Source organism: Microbulbifer echini (assembly GCF_041447225.1).
GTDB lineage: Bacteria > Pseudomonadota > Gammaproteobacteria > Pseudomonadales > Cellvibrionaceae > Microbulbifer > Microbulbifer echini.
In genome coordinates, this window is the sequence record NZ_JBGMEL010000016.1 from 33,221 (window position 1) to 51,922 (window position 18,702).

At 51.4% G+C, this 18,702-nt stretch carries 16 protein-coding genes and 1 tRNA gene; 13 read left to right on the top strand and 4 right to left on the bottom strand.

Features of this window, described 5'->3' with window-relative positions; translation table 11 throughout:
- The first annotated feature begins 56 nt into the window (after positions 1-56).
- Positions 57-1,526 carry a YcjX family protein gene (locus ACCI51_RS15280; RefSeq protein WP_371844346.1) on the top strand — a complete coding sequence of 490 codons (1,470 nt, stop codon included), beginning with the start codon at positions 57-59 and terminating at the stop codon, positions 1,524-1,526.
- Positions 1,526-2,662 carry a TIGR01620 family protein gene (locus ACCI51_RS15285; RefSeq protein ID WP_371844347.1) on the top strand — a complete coding sequence of 379 codons (1,137 nt, stop codon included), beginning with the start codon at positions 1,526-1,528 and terminating at the stop codon, positions 2,660-2,662. Before ACCI51_RS15280 ends, ACCI51_RS15285 begins: the two co-directional genes overlap by 1 nt.
- Positions 2,663-2,724: 62 nt before the next feature.
- Here the strand turns inward: ACCI51_RS15285 and ACCI51_RS15290 are convergent, their stop codons facing one another.
- Entirely contained in the window at positions 2,725-3,237 is a 513-nt protein-coding gene (locus ACCI51_RS15290) for a hypothetical protein (RefSeq protein ID WP_371844348.1), read from the bottom strand.
- Between the two features lie 229 nt (positions 3,238-3,466).
- Here ACCI51_RS15290 and gorA point away from each other — a divergent pair, with 229 nt between their 5' ends.
- Positions 3,467-4,825 carry a glutathione-disulfide reductase gene (gene gorA, locus ACCI51_RS15295; RefSeq protein WP_371844349.1) on the top strand — a complete coding sequence of 453 codons (1,359 nt, stop codon included), beginning with the start codon at positions 3,467-3,469 and terminating at the stop codon, positions 4,823-4,825.
- Positions 4,826-5,005: 180 nt separating this feature from the next.
- On the opposite strand, the gene ACCI51_RS15300 is transcribed toward gorA, so the two are convergent.
- Positions 5,006-5,365, bottom strand: a complete 360-nt coding sequence (locus ACCI51_RS15300; protein ID WP_299583279.1) for an HPF/RaiA family ribosome-associated protein — start codon at positions 5,363-5,365, stop codon at positions 5,006-5,008.
- Between the two features lie 482 nt (positions 5,366-5,847).
- Between ACCI51_RS15300 and ACCI51_RS15305 the strand changes: the two genes are divergently transcribed.
- Positions 5,848-6,840, top strand: coding sequence for a coiled-coil domain-containing protein (locus tag ACCI51_RS15305; RefSeq protein ID WP_299583282.1), 993 nt, complete (start codon positions 5,848-5,850; stop codon positions 6,838-6,840).
- Positions 6,841-6,886: 46 nt separating this feature from the next.
- Here the strand turns inward: ACCI51_RS15305 and thpR are convergent, their stop codons facing one another.
- Positions 6,887-7,471 carry an RNA 2',3'-cyclic phosphodiesterase gene (thpR, locus tag ACCI51_RS15310; protein WP_371844351.1) on the bottom strand — a complete coding sequence of 195 codons (585 nt, stop codon included), beginning with the start codon at positions 7,469-7,471 and terminating at the stop codon, positions 6,887-6,889.
- Positions 7,472-7,618: 147 nt separating this feature from the next.
- Here thpR and ACCI51_RS15315 point away from each other — a divergent pair, with 147 nt between their 5' ends.
- Together ACCI51_RS15315 and ACCI51_RS15320 are read left to right on the top strand one after the other, a co-directional pair.
- Positions 7,619-8,110, top strand: a complete 492-nt coding sequence (locus tag ACCI51_RS15315; protein ID WP_299583288.1) for an Hsp20 family protein — start codon at positions 7,619-7,621, stop codon at positions 8,108-8,110.
- 169 nt (positions 8,111-8,279) lie between these two features.
- A complete protein-coding gene (locus tag ACCI51_RS15320) occupies positions 8,280-8,765 on the top strand; it encodes a class I SAM-dependent methyltransferase (RefSeq protein WP_366525558.1) in 486 nt (161 codons plus the stop codon).
- Here ACCI51_RS15320 and ACCI51_RS15325 read toward each other — a convergent pair.
- Complete coding sequence (locus ACCI51_RS15325) at positions 8,745-9,731, bottom strand: GlxA family transcriptional regulator (protein ID WP_299583294.1); 987 nt, start codon at positions 9,729-9,731, stop codon at positions 8,745-8,747. The genes ACCI51_RS15320 and ACCI51_RS15325 overlap by 21 nt on opposite strands.
- A 137-nt stretch (positions 9,732-9,868) precedes the next feature.
- Here ACCI51_RS15325 and ACCI51_RS15330 point away from each other — a divergent pair, with 137 nt between their 5' ends.
- From ACCI51_RS15330 to clpP, 7 genes are all read left to right on the top strand, one after another.
- The gene (locus ACCI51_RS15330) at positions 9,869-11,725 is read left to right on the top strand and encodes a beta-ketoacyl synthase (RefSeq protein WP_371844353.1); all 1,857 of its coding nucleotides are present in this window, start codon (positions 9,869-9,871) and stop codon (positions 11,723-11,725) included.
- A gap of 98 nt (positions 11,726-11,823) precedes the next feature.
- Positions 11,824-12,486 (top strand): helix-turn-helix domain-containing protein, encoded by a 663-nt coding sequence (locus tag ACCI51_RS15335; RefSeq protein WP_371844355.1) that lies wholly within the window; start codon positions 11,824-11,826, stop codon positions 12,484-12,486.
- A gap of 248 nt (positions 12,487-12,734) precedes the next feature.
- Positions 12,735-14,891, top strand: a complete 2,157-nt coding sequence (gene fadB / locus ACCI51_RS15340; protein ID WP_371844356.1) for a fatty acid oxidation complex subunit alpha FadB — start codon at positions 12,735-12,737, stop codon at positions 14,889-14,891.
- Positions 14,892-14,902: 11 nt separating this feature from the next.
- Positions 14,903-16,078: an acetyl-CoA C-acyltransferase FadA gene (gene fadA, locus ACCI51_RS15345; protein ID WP_371844357.1), complete on the top strand. Its 1,176-nt coding sequence runs from the start codon at positions 14,903-14,905 to the stop codon at positions 16,076-16,078.
- 195 nt (positions 16,079-16,273) lie between these two features.
- Positions 16,274-16,358 (top strand) — tRNA-Leu (locus tag ACCI51_RS15350).
- A 193-nt stretch (positions 16,359-16,551) separates the two neighbouring features.
- Positions 16,552-17,865 carry a trigger factor gene (tig, locus tag ACCI51_RS15355; protein WP_371844358.1) on the top strand — a complete coding sequence of 438 codons (1,314 nt, stop codon included), beginning with the start codon at positions 16,552-16,554 and terminating at the stop codon, positions 17,863-17,865.
- A 186-nt stretch (positions 17,866-18,051) separates the two neighbouring features.
- Positions 18,052-18,693, top strand: coding sequence for an ATP-dependent Clp endopeptidase proteolytic subunit ClpP (gene clpP / locus ACCI51_RS15360; RefSeq protein ID WP_299583312.1), 642 nt, complete (start codon positions 18,052-18,054; stop codon positions 18,691-18,693).
- Positions 18,694-18,702 lie beyond the last annotated feature (9 nt).

Below are 18,702 nucleotides of genomic sequence, written 5' to 3' on the forward strand. Positions count from 1 at the left end.
ACCTTTTTTGGGGCCCATTTTTCGGGCCTGTTCTCTATTTTGGAAGTAAACTCCCGATGGAATCGCAGGTGACAGGGCCGGGGCAGGAGAGCTCGGAGCGCCCTTCAGGTAGTCGAGGCGAACGGAGCCGACGACTCAAGGAAAAATTGCGCCACTGGGGGCGTGGCGCGCAGGAAAAATCTCATTGGGTCGCCGAGCGACTCATGGACCGTCGTATTTGTGTGGGGGTGACGGGGCTGAGTGGAGCGGGAAAATCAACCCTACTTACCAGTTTGATCTACCAGCTGAGCCACCCGCAAAAGGCACAGTTACCCGGTTTTGCGCCGGCGCTGAACGGAGATCTGCTCGGCGCGGAGTTAAAGCCAGCCCTAGACTCCGGCCTGCCAGTGTTTGACTATGAAAGTTGTCTCTCCGCCTTGATGTCTCACCCCCCCAAATGGCCACAAGGCACGCGCGATGTTTCGGCTATGGAGTTGCATATTCACTTGCGGCGCCATGGCCGTTTTCGTGGCAGCAGCCCTAAGACTCTGATTTTGGAGTTGCGAGACTATCCGGGTGAATGGTTGATGGACCTGCCAATGCTACGCATGGATTATCGTGAGTGGTGTAGACATCAAGCCCATATTATCGAATCGGATACCCGTGCAGGATTGGCCCCGGAACTGGTAACTCGCCTGGCGGCTCTATCGCCCCAAGCTGAAGCAAATGGGTCTGAGCTGGCGAGGTTGTGGAACGATTACCGCGGTTTCCTGTTGGACTGCCGCCGTGAGCGCAAGCTCAGTTATTTACAGCCTGGACGAGCGCTTCTCGATGAAGAGGATTACAGCTTATTGCCCCTGCTTGATCTGCGCGGGTTTAATGCCGGGGAGTTGGAGCAGCTGCCAGAAACGAGCAACTACCAGGTTTTACGCCGTCATTACGAAGCATATGTGCAGGGTCAGGTGGCTCCCTTTTTGGAGAGTCACTTCAAGCACCTCGATCGACAATTAGTGTTGGTGGATATGATCGGTACTCTTTTTGCTGGGGAGCAAGCCCTCGATGATATGCGCCTGGCATTCACTCATATAGCCGATACCTTTCGCTATGGGGAATCCGGTTTACTGAGTAAGTTGTGGCGCCCAAAGGTTAATCGTCTGTTATTTGCCGCTACTAAGGTCGATCAAGTGCTGGCCGCCGACCACGATGCTTTGCGCCAGTTACTCGGGCAGCAATTACAGCAAACTTTCACGGGAGCCCGGCATCGTGGATTACCGATTTTTAGTGAGGCTATTGCTGCGGTGCGATGTTCTCGTGAAGATCAGCGTAATGGCCGGCGGATGTTGGTGGGGCACGATCTAGAAGGGCGTTATTTGGGCTTTGAGAATGCTGAGATTTCCTCTCATTTGCCGAGAGAGGAGCGGGACTGGAGCCACTATACCGGTGCGGCGCCGCCCCAGTTACGCCCCCCGCAGGGAATGGATTCGGGCTCCATTCCGCATATTCGTGTCGATGCGCTTCTGAATTTGTTGCTTGGAGATAAGGTCTGATGGGGGATGATGACAAAGAAACTCTGCGTCGTACGACGCGAATAGAGTCCTTACAGGAGCCAGAGCGGGAAGCTTCGCATAGAGAGACCACACGGGTAGAAGCTCTTCGAGAAGAGGATGGGGATATTCCCAGGTCTATTACCACAGGAGAGTCCCTGCCAGACCGAATTGCTTTCTCGGAGTTACGCTTACCTGTTTTTCGCTTGAAATGGTTGAAGCCGGCACTATTTTCGACAATTGCGTTGATCGTTGCCGTGCTTGGGTGGGAGTTGCGCCAGCTGTATACCTGGGCGGCGGATAAACATTGGGGCCTTGGTGTTCTCGCTGGAGTGGTGATCGCGACCTTCGTATTTGCAATTGCCAGCTCTCTATGGGAATTTTTTCGTGCGGGGCGGCCCCTGCGGAAATTGCAAAGAACCCAGACGATGGCTGCAGAAATGCGGGAGAGTCGCAGCCATGAGGAAGCTGAACCTTTTCGCCAACAACTTCAGGACCACTTTGCAGGGAAACCTCAGGGAGTACTGCTCAATCGAGTGCTGGATGAGGCGCCGGATTACTACGATAGCAGTGAGCTGCTACAGCATCTAGAGGTGACTTTCCTCGATGCCCTCGATCAGGAGGCCAAGCGGCGTGTGGTGCGTCACTCTACAACAACAGGGGCTTTGGTGGGCCTCAGTCCCTTTGCTAGTCTCGACATCCTGGTGGCTCTGCGCCAATCGTTGCGAATGATTGATGATGTGGCGCAAATTTACGGAGTGCAGCCGTCCCTGGTCGTGCGTTGGCGCTTGTTCAAAAAGGTGCTTGCGCTGGTGGCTTACAGTGGAGCCAGTGAATATGCGATTAGTGAAATGTGGCCGGATCTGGTGGGCGACAGTTTAATTGGTACGGTGTCAGCACGCCTAGGCCAGGGCGTTGGGGCGAGCTTGTTTGTGGCGCGTATCGGGCTTGCCGCTATGCAGAGTTGTAGGCCTGTCCCCTTTGCTGAAAAGCGCCGCCCAAGGCTGTCTGCGTTGATATCACGGATTGGGGCAGGGTTGAAGGAGCGTATGCCGGAAGTCTTTTCGATGGTGGGGTTCAATCGCCGAACAGTTAACTCTCCGTCTAAACCAGAAGTGAAATATTCACGTAAGGGTTAATTTCACCAGGAGGAGGGGCCCGCTGAGTATGCGGGCCCTAGGGACCTTTGTGAGATCACGGCTTATTGAAACTGCTTTTTCATTAATAGGCGCGTATGGTGGCGGTCCACCAACTGTGCCAGGGTGGTGAAGCGGCGTTTGATGAAAGGTGCGGGGTTGTTATTTCCCGTATCATCCCGATATTCAACCCCGGAGCGGACATGTTGTAGCTCTCGGGTTAACTCATCGATCGCCATAAAGATGTCTTGGGTGTCATCCTGGCTGTGAAAAATGTAAGTGTTATTGGTGTCTACCAAGTACTCATTGCATTCATTCAGCCACTCGGATCGCTGCTCAAGAAAGCGGATTGTATTGCGAATGCCCCCCTTATACTCGGGGTTGAAGTGTTCATTAACATACTTGCCCAGGCTGCGCATGCCCGAGCCGACAAATTGTTCCACCACACTGCTGCAATACTCTTCTGTGAGATAAGAAGGGTGGGTTTTGGCGCTGATTGAGGTGCTTGCAATCAGCAGAGACAGAAGCCCCAGGGCTCGTAAAATGGCTGAAGTAGGAGAGTTCATTGTCTTGCCCATGCGTTACTCTTTTCAGTGGCCGTTATTCTATCCGCCAAACTTGCTCAGTTGTTTTAACTCTTTGTTTGGCGAAGCATTTTTTGTGACAGTTATCACATGAATATCGAAGAGGTGAAAAAGTGTCAATGGTTATTAAGTGCGGAATGGCAGCTTTGACGCAAAATGCGTGTTGTGGAGATTATGATTTTCGATATTTGTCCGGAAACTAAATTAGAGATTGAGGTTTGCTTTGGCAGAATTTGCATTTGACCTTTTTGTGATTGGGGCGGGCTCTGGTGGTGTGCGAGCCGCGCGAATGGCTGCGGCTCAGGGGATGAAGGTGGCTGTGGCCGAAGACCGTTATATGGGCGGCACTTGCGTTAATGTGGGCTGTGTCCCCAAAAAATTATTTGTCTATGCCAGTGGCTTTAGTGAAGACTTTAGCGATGCCAAAGCGTATGGCTGGGAAGCTCCTGTTGCGGAGTTTAACTGGCCAACATTACGTGATAACAATGCTAAGGAAATAACCCGGCTTAATAATATTTACCGCAATCTGTTGGTAAATTCCGGTGTGACAGTTTTTGATGGGCGGGCCAAGGTCACAGGTGCTAACACCGTGGTGGTAAATGAGCGTGAATATACTGCCCAGAGAATTTTGGTCGCCACAGGTGGTTGGCCTTTTGTTCCTGATATTCCGGGTAAAGAATTTATTTTGACCTCTAACGATGTATTTTCCATGGAGGCTTTCCCGAAACGCGTACTGGTTGTTGGAGGTGGGTATATCGCGGTTGAGTTTGCGGGGATATTTGCCGGCTTGGGGGCTGAAACCCACCTCTCTTATCGCCGGGAACTATTCCTGCGAGGTTTTGATCGTGATATTCGCCATTTTGTCCGCGATGAAATGGTTAAGAAAAATATCGATTTAAAATTTAATCATCAGGTGAGTGCCATTGAGAAATTGCAGGATGGTAGTTTTCTTGTGCATGCGGGGGATGGTTCCAGCTTGAATGTGGATATGGTCCTCTATGCAACTGGGCGAGTTGCGAATACTGAAGGGCTTGGCCTGAAAGAGCGGGGAGTGGTGCTGCACAGGGATGGCACCATCTCTGTTGATGATAATTTCCGCACCAACATTCACTCCATTTACGCGCTTGGGGATGTTACTGGTGAGCCGCAGTTGACACCCGTGGCCCTTGCGGAGGCGATGGCTTTGGTGAAACACTGGCGTACGGGAAATACAGCCGAAATTGATTACAATAATATCCCGACGGCGGTATTTTGCCAGCCAAATATTGGCACGGTAGGGCTCTCTGAAGAGGAGGCTAGAGATTCTGGAATCTCTGTCACTATTTATAAGTCAGAGTTTCGCCCGATGCGCCACACAGTGAGCGGTAATACCGAGCGGACACTGATGAAACTGGTGGTAGATGCCGAGACCGATAAGGTGATTGGCGTTCACATGGTTGGTGATGATGCCGGTGAGATTATCCAGGGTTTGGCTGTGGCCTTGAAGGCAGGCGCCACCAAGCAAACGTTTGATGAGACAATTGGCATTCACCCAACAGCCGCTGAGGAATTTGTCACAATGCGTACGCCCGTAGGTGGATAGTTTGCGGCTTATAACCCCTGCCTTGCAGATTGCTTCAGTCGCCTTTGGGGTTGATGGGTTTTTTCGTTTGGAGAGACCTGGAATGTAATAGGGGTTTTTCACGAACTGCCTACATTATCGGGGCTCAAGTAAAAACGGCGCATTTGCGCCGTTTTTGTGATTTGCTCGCTAATTTAGTTCTTACTCCTCCACGGTCTCCTCGGCTTCACAAAGTGCTTGGTGTCGCTGCGCTTTTTTGCGTTCGCTACGCTCTTTCAGGCAGCGTTCTGCTGAAGCAAATGTGTCATTAACAGCCCGGTGTATAGATTCGTTTTCATTACTGATGGTCACTGGATTGCCGCTGATGGCCAGTTCGAGGGAGGCTTTAAATTGTTTGCCTTTGCTTTTGTGCTGGTGGGGAGCTTCTAGAACTACACGGCTGTGTATGATTTCGCCACAATAACGTTCCAGTTTGTGTAACTTTCTAGATACCGTGTCTGATAGGGCGGCGGATTTGTCGATATCGCGGAACACAATGTTATCGTTGGACGCTGATTTCATAGGTAAATACCTCCGGTTATAGGAAACCATGCAGGCCGCTTTTGCGGTTTGCTAATAAAGAAGGTAGGGCGCCCTAGAGGGAGGGGTCGAGACCGCAGTAGAATCGCCGATTCACCAGGAGCGTAACGAATATTGCTGTCGGAACAGCTCTGGGTGTTTTACGTCCGGGTCGGGTTTCCGCTGTGTCTAGCGATCGTCTCCCTATTACCCATAATGCTTCCGCTAAAAAAAAAATCAAGCGCTATCACTGGAAAATGTCACAGAAAATTCTCTGAAGAGTCATTGCGACGACTTTCATTGCCAAGTTTTGGTGTCGGATTGATCGAATGGGTACAAAGGGTGGACGAGAGGTCATTGCTCGCGAGCTCAGCACTGCGTAAAATTAACGTTGCTGTACTGGGGGTTTGGGAAGCTTGAACAAAAAACAACCTCTGGGCTTTTATCTTATGAGTGTCGAAAAATCGAGAAATGGGTTCTGGACAATGGCGGTAAAGCGGTACTGCTCGCTCTTCTTGGCGGGCCTGGTAGTTTTTGGCGGGGCGGTTGCGCAGGCGCAATCCGCTCTCAATGTGGAAAAAAACCGACTGGCACGTCTGGAGCAGTCTCTGGAAAACAGGCAGGTTGAGCTGGAGGATATCGAGAACGAGCTGCTCTCGTATGAGTACAAGCTTGAGCGAGCGCAGGAATCTCTTAATGAGTTGCGCAAGGAGTATGAGGAGAGTCGCGTTGAGCTCGAAGAGGCCCGTCGGTTACATGAATCTAATGGAACCTCGGACTCTGAACGCCGCCTGACCAAGGCTAAGCACAGTTTTGCTATGGCAGAGCGAGGTGTGGATAGCCGCAGTCGCCGCTTGGAGTTTATTCAGGCAAACCATGAGGAGCTTCTGTCAAAGCTTGGGGCGGAGAGGCAGGCAATCGCCGAAACCAAGACTAAGATCTCTGCTCAGCAGGATAAGATTGGCGAAGTGGTGGATTCTATGGTCGCCAAGGCGGAGGCTTCTGAAAGGCGTGCCGCACTGGCTAGAAAAGCAAGGGCTGAGAAGCCTAAGCCTCCGAAATTAAAGACTGCGGCAATAGAAAAGCCGAAGAAGCGTGAGGTTCCACCCGAGCCAGCCCCGACTGTTGAGACGCAAATTGATCCAGAGCTACTCGCTTACGTGAAGCGTGAGCAAAAACGCCTGGATAACTTGCTTTCAGATAAAAACGGGGAAAACAAGCAGACTTTCCGTAATTTGATGCTTAAGCCCTCTGGCGGAGAGCGCTTGTCTTTTGAGTTCCTGGGAAAAAATCAATATCGGTTGGTGGCGACTGTTGAAGCTGGCCGTCAGACATACAAGATCAACACCTGGAAGTTTCGTCGTACGATTCCCGCCGAGGATGACGGTACCCGTTATGTTTTCGTCTTTGATGCACGCCGACTTTCGCGCCCCCGTTTAGTGATGTACCCCGAGTACGCTTTAGATGCCTTAAAATAGAACGCTTTGAGCCCGCTTAATGCGGGCTTTTTTATGTTTTGTGGCGTTATCTTTCACAAAGGGCAGCTTCGAGTAGGGGGTGGTAATGACTGCTCTGAGGTTCTGGAGTGCTCTCGTAAAGAGTGATGTTTTCAACTGATATCGAAAAGTCCAGCCTGAACGGTGAGGATTGTTCAAACCCTTCTTTGCTGCGTGCTAGGGTGATATGTGGCCGGTAAGTCCGCTTTTCAGGTGTTATACCTAACTCGCCAATAATTCGGTTACAGTTTTGGTGGAGCTCCAGCAGGCTGGGATTGGTCGCCAGTTCCACGACAAGGGCTTTCGGGTTGAGCCTAGGGAATGGATTCAATGAGTAAATCAATCCCTGAAACCTGGGTTTTTTTTGCGCGAGCGCAATAAGGCCTTGCCTAAGAGGTGGAATTATTTTTCTTGGGGTGTTACCCAGAAACGCGAGTGTTAGGTGCCGATTAGCTGGAGTGGTCCAGCGAAGATGGTCGCTTTTTATGTTCTCTAGTTGTTTTTGGTAATGCTTTATTAAGTTGTCGAGGAATTCCTGTGTTTTTTTGTCAGGCCTCACGCCAATAAATAAGCGGGGAGTAGTTTGTCCTGACAGTTTCTCTTCTTTTTGCATTTTTCTTCTTTCACGCCTTGAAATTTTTGTGGTCGTCCTTATCTCTGGAGTGCGGGTGGTAGCTTAAAGCGAAAAGTGCCGCCGCTGGTAATGCTCGGGCTTAATGGCGAGCAGAATTTAATATTGCTCTGAATTGAGGATATAACAATGCGTAATTTTGACTTTTCCCCTTTATACCGTTCCGCAATTGGCTTTGACCGTATGGCCAGCTTACTGGATGCAATGAGCACCAGTGAGCAGAAACAGCCTTCCTACCCCCCTTACGATATAGAATTGACTGGTGAGGATAGCTATAGGATTACAATGGCAGTGGCGGGTTTCGAGCAGTCTGAGCTCGACATTCAGGTAGAGCAAAACCGCCTCACCGTAAATGGAAAGAAGCCTGAAGATCCTGCGCAAAGAAACTTTTTGCATAGAGGGATCGCTGCGAGAAATTTTGAGCGGCGCTTTCAGTTGGCGGATCATGTAAAAGTGACCGATGCGAAACTTGCCAATGGCTTGCTTCACATTGAGCTGGTACGAGAAATACCAGAGGCAATGAAGTCGCGTAAAATAGAAATTAGCGAAGGTAAGTTGCTGCATCACAATGAAGCTGTGAAGGACGAAGCCGATAAAAAGTCGGATTCGGTAGCCGCATAAATTGTCCCAAACTTGCCCGCTGTGCCGCTATTCCGCGGCACAGTTTTACTATCGAGATAAGGTTCGCAGTTACTACCAATGTAACCGCTGCGCTCTGGTGTTTGTTCCCTCTGAGCATCACCTCTCTGCAAAAGAAGAGCATGCATATTACGACCTTCACGAGAACGGGATGGAAGATGAAGGTTATCACCGCTTCCTCAGTCGATGTGCTTCGCCCCTATTGAAAGAGCTCTCGCCAGCGAGTGAAGGTTTGGACTTTGGTTGTGGGCCAGCCCCACTATTAGCTCGTATTTTGATGGAAAACGGCCACAGAGTGGAATTGTTTGACCGTTATTATTTCCCAGAATATGGCGCCATTAAAAAAGACTACGACTTTATCGTGGCGACGGAAGTTGTAGAGCATTTGGCTGCCCCTGGAGATGAGTTGACAAGGCTTTGGCGGCAATTACGCCCTGGCGGTTTTATGGCACTGATGACAAAACTAGTTATTTCACCCGAGCGTTTTGCCAGTTGGCACTATATTCGTGATCCAACACATATCTCCTTTTTCAGTGCAGAGACTTTACGTTGGCTCGCTCAGGAGTTGGGCGCTGAACTGCAGTTTGTCGACAGTGATGTTATCTTTCTAAAGAAATCAGGTGTTTACCCGGAATAACTTTGCTCTCACTGTGGCTCGGTACTCACTTGGGGTTGTGGACAGGAATTTTTTAAAGAGTGCCGTGAAGTGCCCCATGTCTTGGTAGCCCACTTTTTCCGCAATTTCATTAACGGATAAGTTGCTTGACTGCAAGAGTTCTCTAGCCATGTCCACTCGCACATTTTGCAAGTATTGCAGGGGGGTCTGTCCTGTCGCCAGTTTGAAGCGTCGATTAAAGGAGCGGACACTCATATCGAACATTTGCGCCACTTCGCTGAGGCGTACTTCCGTATTGCAGTGTTCTTTCAGCCATGCCTGGGCTTGCACAATATCTTCGTCGGGGTGCAGGCGTACTGCCCCTTCAGAATAGGCGATTTCCTCGAAGGGTCTGCGGATCTCATGGGAGAAGTTTCGTTCTACATGGCTGGCAACTGCGGGTCCGTAGAGCTGGCGGATCATATGTACGGTGACGTCTGCGAGGGCATTGACACTGGCGGCGCAAAAGAGCTTGTCCGCCTGAGTAATAAAGTACTGGCGTTTTAACTTGACTTCGGGGTAGTCAGCGCTAAAGCGGTCGAAATAATGCCAGTGCGTGGTGGCGGGTTTACCATTGAGTAGGCCCGCTTCTGCTAGGAAACAAACACCGGTTCCCACTGCGCTAATAGATGCTCCTAATTCAGCCTGATCTCTCAGCCATTTCAGCAACGGTCCGCTGCGTTTTAAAGCGGGGCGAGGATTACGCCAAAGTGCTGGAATGTAGACTAGATCGCTGTTTGGCGTCTCGCTTAATGCCATATCGGGTTGAAAGGTGAAGCCGCAACGAGATTTCACGGGCTGCCCATCCATGCTGGCTGTCACTAGGCGCAGGGGCTCTGTTCGTCCTTCCACTCGCGCCCGGCTCTCGGCTCCGCGAAGCATCTCTAGGGGGAGTACTGTCCCGGTAGCTAACATTTGATCAATCAGAAGAAAGGTAACCGTACGCATTACATACTCGGGCGCGTTGGCGCCATTGGCTAAAACACTCAATTTTGCTGGCCAGTATGCCCATAACTGGGCGCAATCGCCAGCCCCTACACTCGCAGACATCAAATTTATAGTGTTTAGCTTGGCTGGAGGTCAGGATGCAGCGCCTTCCCGTAATTACCGCGTTTGGTGGTTTTAATCCCGCAGGACGCAGCTCCTTTCATCGGGGGTATGCCCGCACGGTGCTGGAAAAGCTCTCTCGGAGGGAGCGGATTGACACGCTATCCGACCTAGCTGCGCTCATGGGATTGCGCACGGGGTCCGATGCCACTGGTCCTTTGGGTCTAGGTCTGGAACAGCGTGTGCTCGATGGTACCTTGGTGCGAGAATTGGAGGCGCGTTTTTACGACTACCGTAAGTGCCATTTTCACCAGGCTGCGGACCTGGCTAACCACAGTGGCATGTCTTTTGAAATATCCACCCGCCAGCTTCCCCACCCTTTGCCCGATGAATGGCAAGTAGAAAGTGTGGGCAGTGGCAGGGTTCGTGTGACCACGGCAAGCCTTTCTGTCATGTTGGATAGCTTTCGTGAGATTCCGGTTGGTGCCGCGGGGCAGCTGCCTACGGGTTTCGAGCCCGGTGAGCGATATAATTCGCGCTTTCACCCCCGCGGGCTGCAGCTGGCAGTGCTGGGAGCTTCTGATGCGGTGCATTCTATGGGGATCGACTGGGAAACCGTTGTGGCCGCGGCTGGTCCTGGCAATATCTCTGTCTACGCCTCATCAGCTATGAGTCAGCTCGACCCCTTTGGGAACGGGGGGCTGATGCAATCCCGGTTGCGTGGTTCCCGGGTCAGCTCCAAGCAGTTGGCATTGGGCTTAAACAGTATGCCTGCGGACTTTGTGAACGCCTATGTGCTGGGTAATGTCGGTTCTACCGGGGCCGTGACCGGAGCCTGTGCCAGTTATTTATACAATCTGCGCTCAGGTGTTGAGGACATTCGCAGTGGTCGAGCCAGAGTGGCCGTTATAGGAGCTGCTGAGGCACCGCTTGTTCCTGAAATTGTCGATGGTTATTCCACCATGGGGGCGCTCGCAACTACTGAGAACCTGCGCAAAATTTTTTCAGGTGAGGTCGATTTCCGCCGTACTAGTCGTCCATTTGGGGAAAACTGTGGATTTACTTTGGGAGAGGGTACTCAGTGGGCGATTCTAATGGATGATACCCTGGCCCTTGAGCTGGGTGCGAACATCCATGGCTCAGTTTCGGGTGTTTATATCAACGCTGATGGTTATAAAAAATCGATCTCCGCACCGGGGCCTGGTAACTATTTGACAATGGCCAGAGCTATGGCGGAGTCGAGAGCGATAGTTGGAGATGAGAGTTTGACGAGACGCAGTTTTGTTCAGGCCCACGGATCCAGTACACCACAAAATCGGGTTACTGAGTCAGCGATACTGGATAGATTGGCTTCTGTTTTCGGAGTGGAGGAGTGGCCAGTGTGTGCAGTGAAAGCTTATGTGGGGCACTCCATTTCGGCGGCTAGTGGGGATCAATTGATCTCTGCGCTGGGTATTTTTGATAGGGGAATAATACCGGGTATTGCCACGGTTGACCGAGTGGCTGACGATGTTCATCAAAAAAATCTACAGATTTCCCTTGAACATGTGGAGCGAGATCCAAGCTCACTGGATCTGGCGTTACTGAATTCTAAAGGTTTTGGAGGAAACAATGCGACGGCAGCGGTGCTTTCCCCCCGCCTGACCCGCTCCATGCTGGAAAAACGTCATGGAGCAAAAGCAATACTCGCCCACCATAGGGATAACGAGGCAGTTGTCGAGCAAGCTGTGGCTTACGATGTGAGAGCGAGTAGGGGAGACCTGCAAACCATCTATCGTTTTGGTGAAGGTCACATAGATGAGGCGGAGATAAATCTCTCCGCTGCTAGCGTCACCCTCCCTGGATTCCCACCAGTAGAATTGGATGTTGGCAACCCATTTGATGATATGGTTTAGGTTGTATTTCATTGCCTATCGTCACTGGGGCCAGTTTTTCTTTTGGATTGAACTTATCACAAAAGCACGTATTCGCTGTTAACTGAGTAAGGATTTCAATGGCAGACATGGATGTATGCGATGGAAAAAAAGATGCTGCAGATCTTGGGGTCCGTCTAAAACTGGTGCGAAAAATATACGGCATTTCCCAGCGGCAGTTGGCGCGGCAGGCGGGTGTCACCAATGCCACTATTTCCTTTATCGAGCAGGGGCGGGTGAGCCCTTCTGTAGGTTCGCTTGAGAAAATATTGAGTAGCGTGCCTATGACCCTGTCTGAGTTCTTTTCGTTGGAGCTCGTTGAGTCGGATCCGATTTTCTTTCGCTCCAGTGATATGCCAAATGTCGGTGACGGCCGATTTTTTTGTCAGTTGCTCGGCGGTTCCCGCAGTCAGCGTGCGATGTCTATCTTGCGCACCGTGTTTTCAGAAGGGCAGGATTCCGGCCCCAACCCGTTGATCTTCGATGGGGAGGTTGGGGGGATAGTTATTGCCGGTGAGCTGGAAGTATCTGCGGGATCCGATCTTGCCCTGTTAGAGGCGGGGGATGGTTATTACTTCGGCACCCGGCGACCCCACCGTTTCCGCAACCCAGGTAAAACGGACTGCGTGGTGATTAGTACGGTTAATCCGGCCCATGCCATTGAGGCGTCTTGGGGACCTGTAAGTCAAATAGGAGGCGTGATAAAGGGTGATTTGCGCCATCAAGCTGAAAAAGCGGACTGATTCACGATAGACTGACTCCGCTTAAAGCGTCCGGCCAGCAAGTTATGGCTGGCTATATTGTGTTCTTTGGTGCTGTTGGTGCCAGTGTTTTTGTAAGAAATGGTATTCAAACAATCGTTTGAATCTGGCTATACTACGGCTGACCGTATTGGGCCAAAGTGTCACCGCAAGAGCTGACGGTCCATGGTTGCAAAAAAAATTCCGACCCCGGGTCCAGGATTGCGGCCCAGAATAAAAGAGGTCAATCAATGTTATTTAGTGGCAAAGCGCTCACGGTACAAATGCTGGATAACGGCATTGCCGAGCTTAAATTCGACCTGCAAGGCGAATCCGTCAACAAGTTTAACCGTCAGACGGTTACCGAATTCTCCCAGGCTCTGGATGCAATTGAAGCAACAGACGGCGTTAAAGGTGTGCTGCTTACCAGTGGCAAGGGTGTCTTTATTGTCGGTGCCGATATCACCGAATTTGGTAACGCTTTCTCTGCAGGCGCAGAGGGCGTTGCTGATTTGATGAATCAGAACAATGAAAATATTAACCGCCTGGAAGACCTGCCGGTTCCGACCGCTGTGGCGATCAATGGCTATGCGCTGGGCGGTGGTTTCGAAGTTTGCCTCGGCTGTGACTACCGCTTGATGGGCGAAGAGGCCAAAGTGGGTCTGCCCGAAGTTAAGTTGGGTCTTATCCCAGGTTGGGGCGGTACGGTACGCTTACCGCGGGTAGTGGGTGTGGATGTGGCGGCCGAGTGGATTGCCGCAGGTAAAGAGCAGAAGCCAGCGGCGGCTCTGGAAGCTCATGCTGTAGATACTGTAGTGCCTACCGATAAGCTCAAAGATGCAGCAATTAAGCTGCTTGAGCGCGCAATCAAAGGTGAGTTGGATTATAAGGCCGGTCGTGAGATCAAGAAGTCTCCAATCCCGCTGAATGATACCGAAGCCCTGATGGCCTTCTTTACTACCAAGGCGTTTGTTGGTCAGCAGGCGGGCAAAAATTACCCATCCCCGGTTGCGGCCGTTGAGTCTATTGAGCAGGGTTATAAGTTGACCCGCGATGAAGCTCTGAAGATTGAACAGGAAAAATTTATTTTCTGCGCCCAGACCGGCACCGCTAAATCTCTGGTAGGGCTGTTCCTTGCGGACCAGGCGATCAGTAAGGTTGCCAAGGGTTGGGAAAAGAAAGCCGATAAGCCCATTGAGCGCGCTGCCGTTCTCGGTGCCGGTATTATGGGTGGTGGTATTGCTTACCAGTCTGCCTATAAAGATACTCCGATCAAGATGAAAGATATTGATCAAAAGGGTATCGATCTCGGTTTGAATGAGGCGAATAAACTGCTGTCCAAGCTGGTCGACCGCAAACGCCTCACCCCGGTAAAAATGGGTGAAGTGCTCAATCGTATTGAGCCGACCCTGAGCTATGACGGCTTCGAGGATATCGATGTTGTTGTGGAAGCGGTTGTTGAAAACCCAAAAGTCAAGCACGCGGTACTTAAAGAAGTGGAAACCAAGGTGAGCGAAGACGCTGTCATCGCCTCCAACACCTCCACTATCTCTATTAACCAGCTGGCTGAGCCTCTGTCCCGTCCTGAAAACTTCCTGGGCATGCACTTCTTTAACCCGGTGCACAAAATGCCGTTGGTTGAGGTGATCCGCGGGGAGAAGACTTCCGATACCGCAGTTGCTCGCGTTGTAGCCTACGCAAACAAAATGGGCAAAAAGGCCATCGTGGTTCGCGACTGCCCTGGATTTCTGGTAAACCGCGTACTGTTCCCTTACTTTGCCGGTTTTTCTATGCTCGTGCGCGATGGTGCGGATTTCCAGGCCGTTGATAAGGTTATGGAGCGCTGGGGTTGGCCTATGGGTCCGGCCTACCTGATGGACGTTGTTGGTATTGATACCGGAGTTCATGCGGAAGGTGTAATGGCTGAGGGCTTCCCTGAGCGTATGGGAAAAACCTTCACTGCAGCCTCAGATGTTATGTACGAAGCTGGTCGTTACGGTCAGAAGAACGGTAAGGGCTTCTATAACTACGAGCAAGACAAGAAAGGTCGCCCGAAGAAAGTGGCTACCGAAGAGGCCTACCAGTTACTCAAGCCGCAGGTTGCTGAGCGCCATGAGTTCGAAAGGGACGAGGTGATCGAGCGCATGATGGTGCCGATGGCCACCGAGCTGGCTCGCTGCCTGGAAGAAGGGATCGTTGACTCCCCGGCTGAAGCCGATATGGCGCTGATTTACGGTATCGGATTCCCTCCGTTCCGCGGTGGCATTTTTGCCTGGCTGGATAGCATTGGTCTGGATGAATTCGTGAAGATTGCCGATAAGTACGCCGATCTGGGCGAGTTGTACAAGCCGACTGATCGTATGCGTGAAATGGCCGCAAGTGGCAAAACCTACTACGGCGATAAGTGAGGAGAATAGCGATGAGTTTAAATCCTAGAGATGCCGTAATCGTTGACTACGCGCGTACCGCCATGGGCCGCTCAAAGAATGGTGTGTATCGCCATGTGCGCGCCGACGATATGTCTGCTGAGCTGTTGAAAAAGTTTTTGCAGCGCAACGACAAACTCGACCCCGCTGAGATCGATGACCTGATCTGGGGTTGCGTGATGCAGCGCGATGAGCAGGGTTTTAACGTAGCCCGCTTTATTTTGCTGCGCGCCGGCCTGCCACACACAATTCCTGCACAGACCGTTAACCGTCTGTGCGGCTCCTCTATGTCCTCTCTGCATACCGCTGCTGCCAACATTCAGGCTGGCGTGGGTGATGTGTATGTTGTGGGTGGTGTTGAGCACATGGGCCACCTGAATATGATGGAGCATGTGAGCCCCAATCCTATGCTGGGCCGCTACATGGCCAAAGCTGCTGGTTCCATGGGCATGACCGCTGAATACTTGGCTATGATGCACGGTATTCAGCGCCAGCAGATGGATGAGTTCGGTGCGCGCTCACATCAGCGTGCGGCTGAAGCGACTAAAGAAGGTAAGTTCAATCGCGAGATTATTGCGATTGAAGGGCATGATGACGATGGCGTCCCCTTCCTTGTGGAGGCGGATCAAACCATTCGCCCGGATACTACCGTAGAAGGTCTCGCCCAGCTGAAGCCGGCATTTGATCCGAAGCACGGTCAGGTAACCGCAGGGACTTCTTCTCAGATTACCGATGGCGCCTCAGTTATGCTAGTGATGTCGGCTGAGCGCGCTCAGGCGCTGGGTATGACACCGATTGCGCGCGTTAAGGAAATGGCTTTGGCGGGCGTTGATCCTTCGATCATGGGTTACGGTCCAGTGCCTTCCACCAAGAAGGCGCTTAAGAAGTCAGGCCTTACTCTCGGCGATATCGATAAGTTTGAGCTGAACGAGGCGTTTGCTGCGCAGGCGCTACCGGTAATGAAAGACCTTGACCTGTTGGATAAAATGGATGAAAAGGTCAACCTGTACGGTGGTGCCATTGCTCTGGGTCACCCCTTCGGTTGCTCCGGGGTCCGGATCACGGGCACTCTCTTGAGTGTTATGCAGAATGAAGGTGGAAATCTAGGTGTTTCCACTATGTGCATTGGTTTGGGGCAAGGTATTACCACCGTCGTAGAGCGTGTATAAGCTTTCCTCCAGGTAGCTGCACATCTATAAAAAAGGCGCCCTTGTGGCGCCTTTTTTTATTTTGTGAAGAATGTGCCTACTAAAGTGTTGATGCCTTCAAAATGCTGTGGCACAATCTGCACCCCTTGTCGCGATGGGGTCTTTTTTGACCTGAAACTCTATGTATTTCAAAGAGTTAGCGATAAGAGAATTTTTGGGGACGTGGTGAAATTGGTAGACACGCCAGATTTAGGTTCTGGTGCCGAAAGGTGTGGGAGTTCGAGTCTCCCCGTCCCCACCAAATTAAGAGCTTTGAAGTCCGTGTGACTTGCCCTGCAGAAGGGTGGGTGCGGACTTCTTGTGCATTTGGCATAAGCCTGGAATTGCTCTGCAGTTTTTATGGTTGTGCCTACGAGGTGGCCGGCTAAGTCCCGGCGGCCCGGCATTCGTTGGCGCTGCGGCGCGATTACAGAGATAGTCTCACGAGGATAAACATGCAGGTTTCCATCGAAACTACTTCCGGTCTGGAGCGTCGTTTAACGGTTAATTTGCCGGCGGAAATCGTCGATAAAGAAGTGGACAAGCGTCTCCAGCAGGCCGCCAAAACTGTTCGCGTAAACGGCTTCCGTAAAGGCAAGGTGCCAATGAAGGTTGTACGTCAGCGCTTTGGTGCCGGCGTTCGCCAGGAAGTGCTTGGTGAGGTTATGAGCCGCTCTTTTTATGACGCAGTTCAACAAGAGCAGGTAAAGCCCGCTGGCCAGCCCAGTATCGAAGCCAAGCAGACAGCTACTGGCGAAAACCTGGAATACGTTGCCACTTTTGAAGTTTACCCTGAGGTAGAGCTGGCCGACTTGGCAGGGCTCAGTGTAGAGCGTCCAGTTGCGAATGTTACCGATGCTGATGTCGAGAATATGATCGACGTATTGCGCAAGCAGCAGTCTTCCTGGAAAGACACTAAGCGCAAGGCGCAAAAAGGCGATCGAGTGACTATTAATTTTGTCGGTCGCAAAGGTGGCGAAGAGTTTGAAGGTGGCAAGGCTGAAGATCATCAGTTGACCCTTGGTTCTGGACAGATGATCCCGGGCTTTGAAGAGGGTATTCTGGGTATGAAGCCCGGCGAAGAGAAAGATTTGGACCTGACCTTCCCGGAAGACTACCAGGCTGAAGAATTGCGCGGTGCCGCGGTAACTTTCAATGTCAAAGTAACCTCTTCTGAAAAGCCAGAGTTGCCAGAGCTGAACGAAGAGTTCTTCGCTGCTTATGGTGTGCAAGAGGGTGGAGAAGAGAAGTTCCGCGAAGAAGTACGCAATAACATGGGTCGCGAGCTGAAAAATGCAGCGCTGAACAAAGTGAAGACCCAGGTAATGGATCAGTTGTTCGAAAAGCATCCGGTTGACTTGCCTTCAGCTCTGGTTGCCGGCGAAGTTCGCACCCTGCGTGGTCAAATGATTCAGCAGTTTGGTGGCCAGATTAAGGCTGAAGATGCAGAGCGCATGCTCCCGGATACCATGTTTGAAGAACAGGCCAAGCGCCGTGTCGTTCTGGGTCTTGTTGTAGGTGAGATTGTTAAGAAGAACGAACTGTCGGTTGATGCTGACCTCGTCAAGGCTAAGGTTGAGGAGCTCGCCTCCACGTACCAGCAACCAGAAGAGGTGGTTGAATACTATTACAACAATCGTGAGCTGCTGTCTGGAGTTGAATCGGTGGTGCTGGAAGACCAGGTTGTCGATTTTGTTCTTAAGTCTGCAAAAGTTGAAGAAGTGGAAAGCACTTACGACGACGTAATCAAGCCGCAGAAGCAGGGTTAATTACCCGGCCTTATAAGAATGCATTGGCGCCCGCATTAGTCGGGCGCCCTTGCATCTCCTTCCTTTTTACCGGCTGGCTTTATCCTGCTTGACCGGTTAAGCTCTGAAAACCAAATTTTCAGCACAGGCGCGAGACGCTTGTACGCTGGCCTGTCGAATACGCCACAAAAGGAAGCAATGGTACCTATGGCACGAATTGATAATCCTCTAGCCTCGATCGACCCTTCAGCCACTGGTTTGGTGCCCATGGTGGTAGAGCAAACTGCCAGGGGTGAGCGCTCTTTTGACATTTACTCCCGTCTATTAAAAGAGCGGGTTATTTTTCTGGTTGGACCAGTCGAAGACCACATGGCCAACCTGGTGGTTGCCCAGTTGTTGTTCCTCGAAGCGGAGAACCCCGATAAGGATATCCACCTGTACATCAACTCCCCTGGGGGCTCGGTTACGGCGGGTATGTCTATTTATGACACCATGCAGTTTATCAAGCCGGACGTGAGCACTATGTGTATCGGTCAGGCCTGCAGCATGGGGGCTTTTTTGCTGACCTCTGGTGCACCTGGAAAGCGTTTTGCTACACCTAATTCTCGGGTAATGATCCATCAACCCAGTGGTGGCGCCCAAGGACAGGCTAGTGATATTCATATCCAGGCGCAGGAAATTCTTAAGATTCGCCATCGTTTGAATGAGCTCATGGCCCATCACTCTGGTCGACCGGTCAGTGATATTGAGAGAGATACCGAGCGAGATCATTTCCTGAGTGCCGATGAAGCCAAGGAGTATGGTTTGGTAGATGATGTGCTCTCCAGACGCCAAGCGATGGAAAAGTAAGCAAATCAA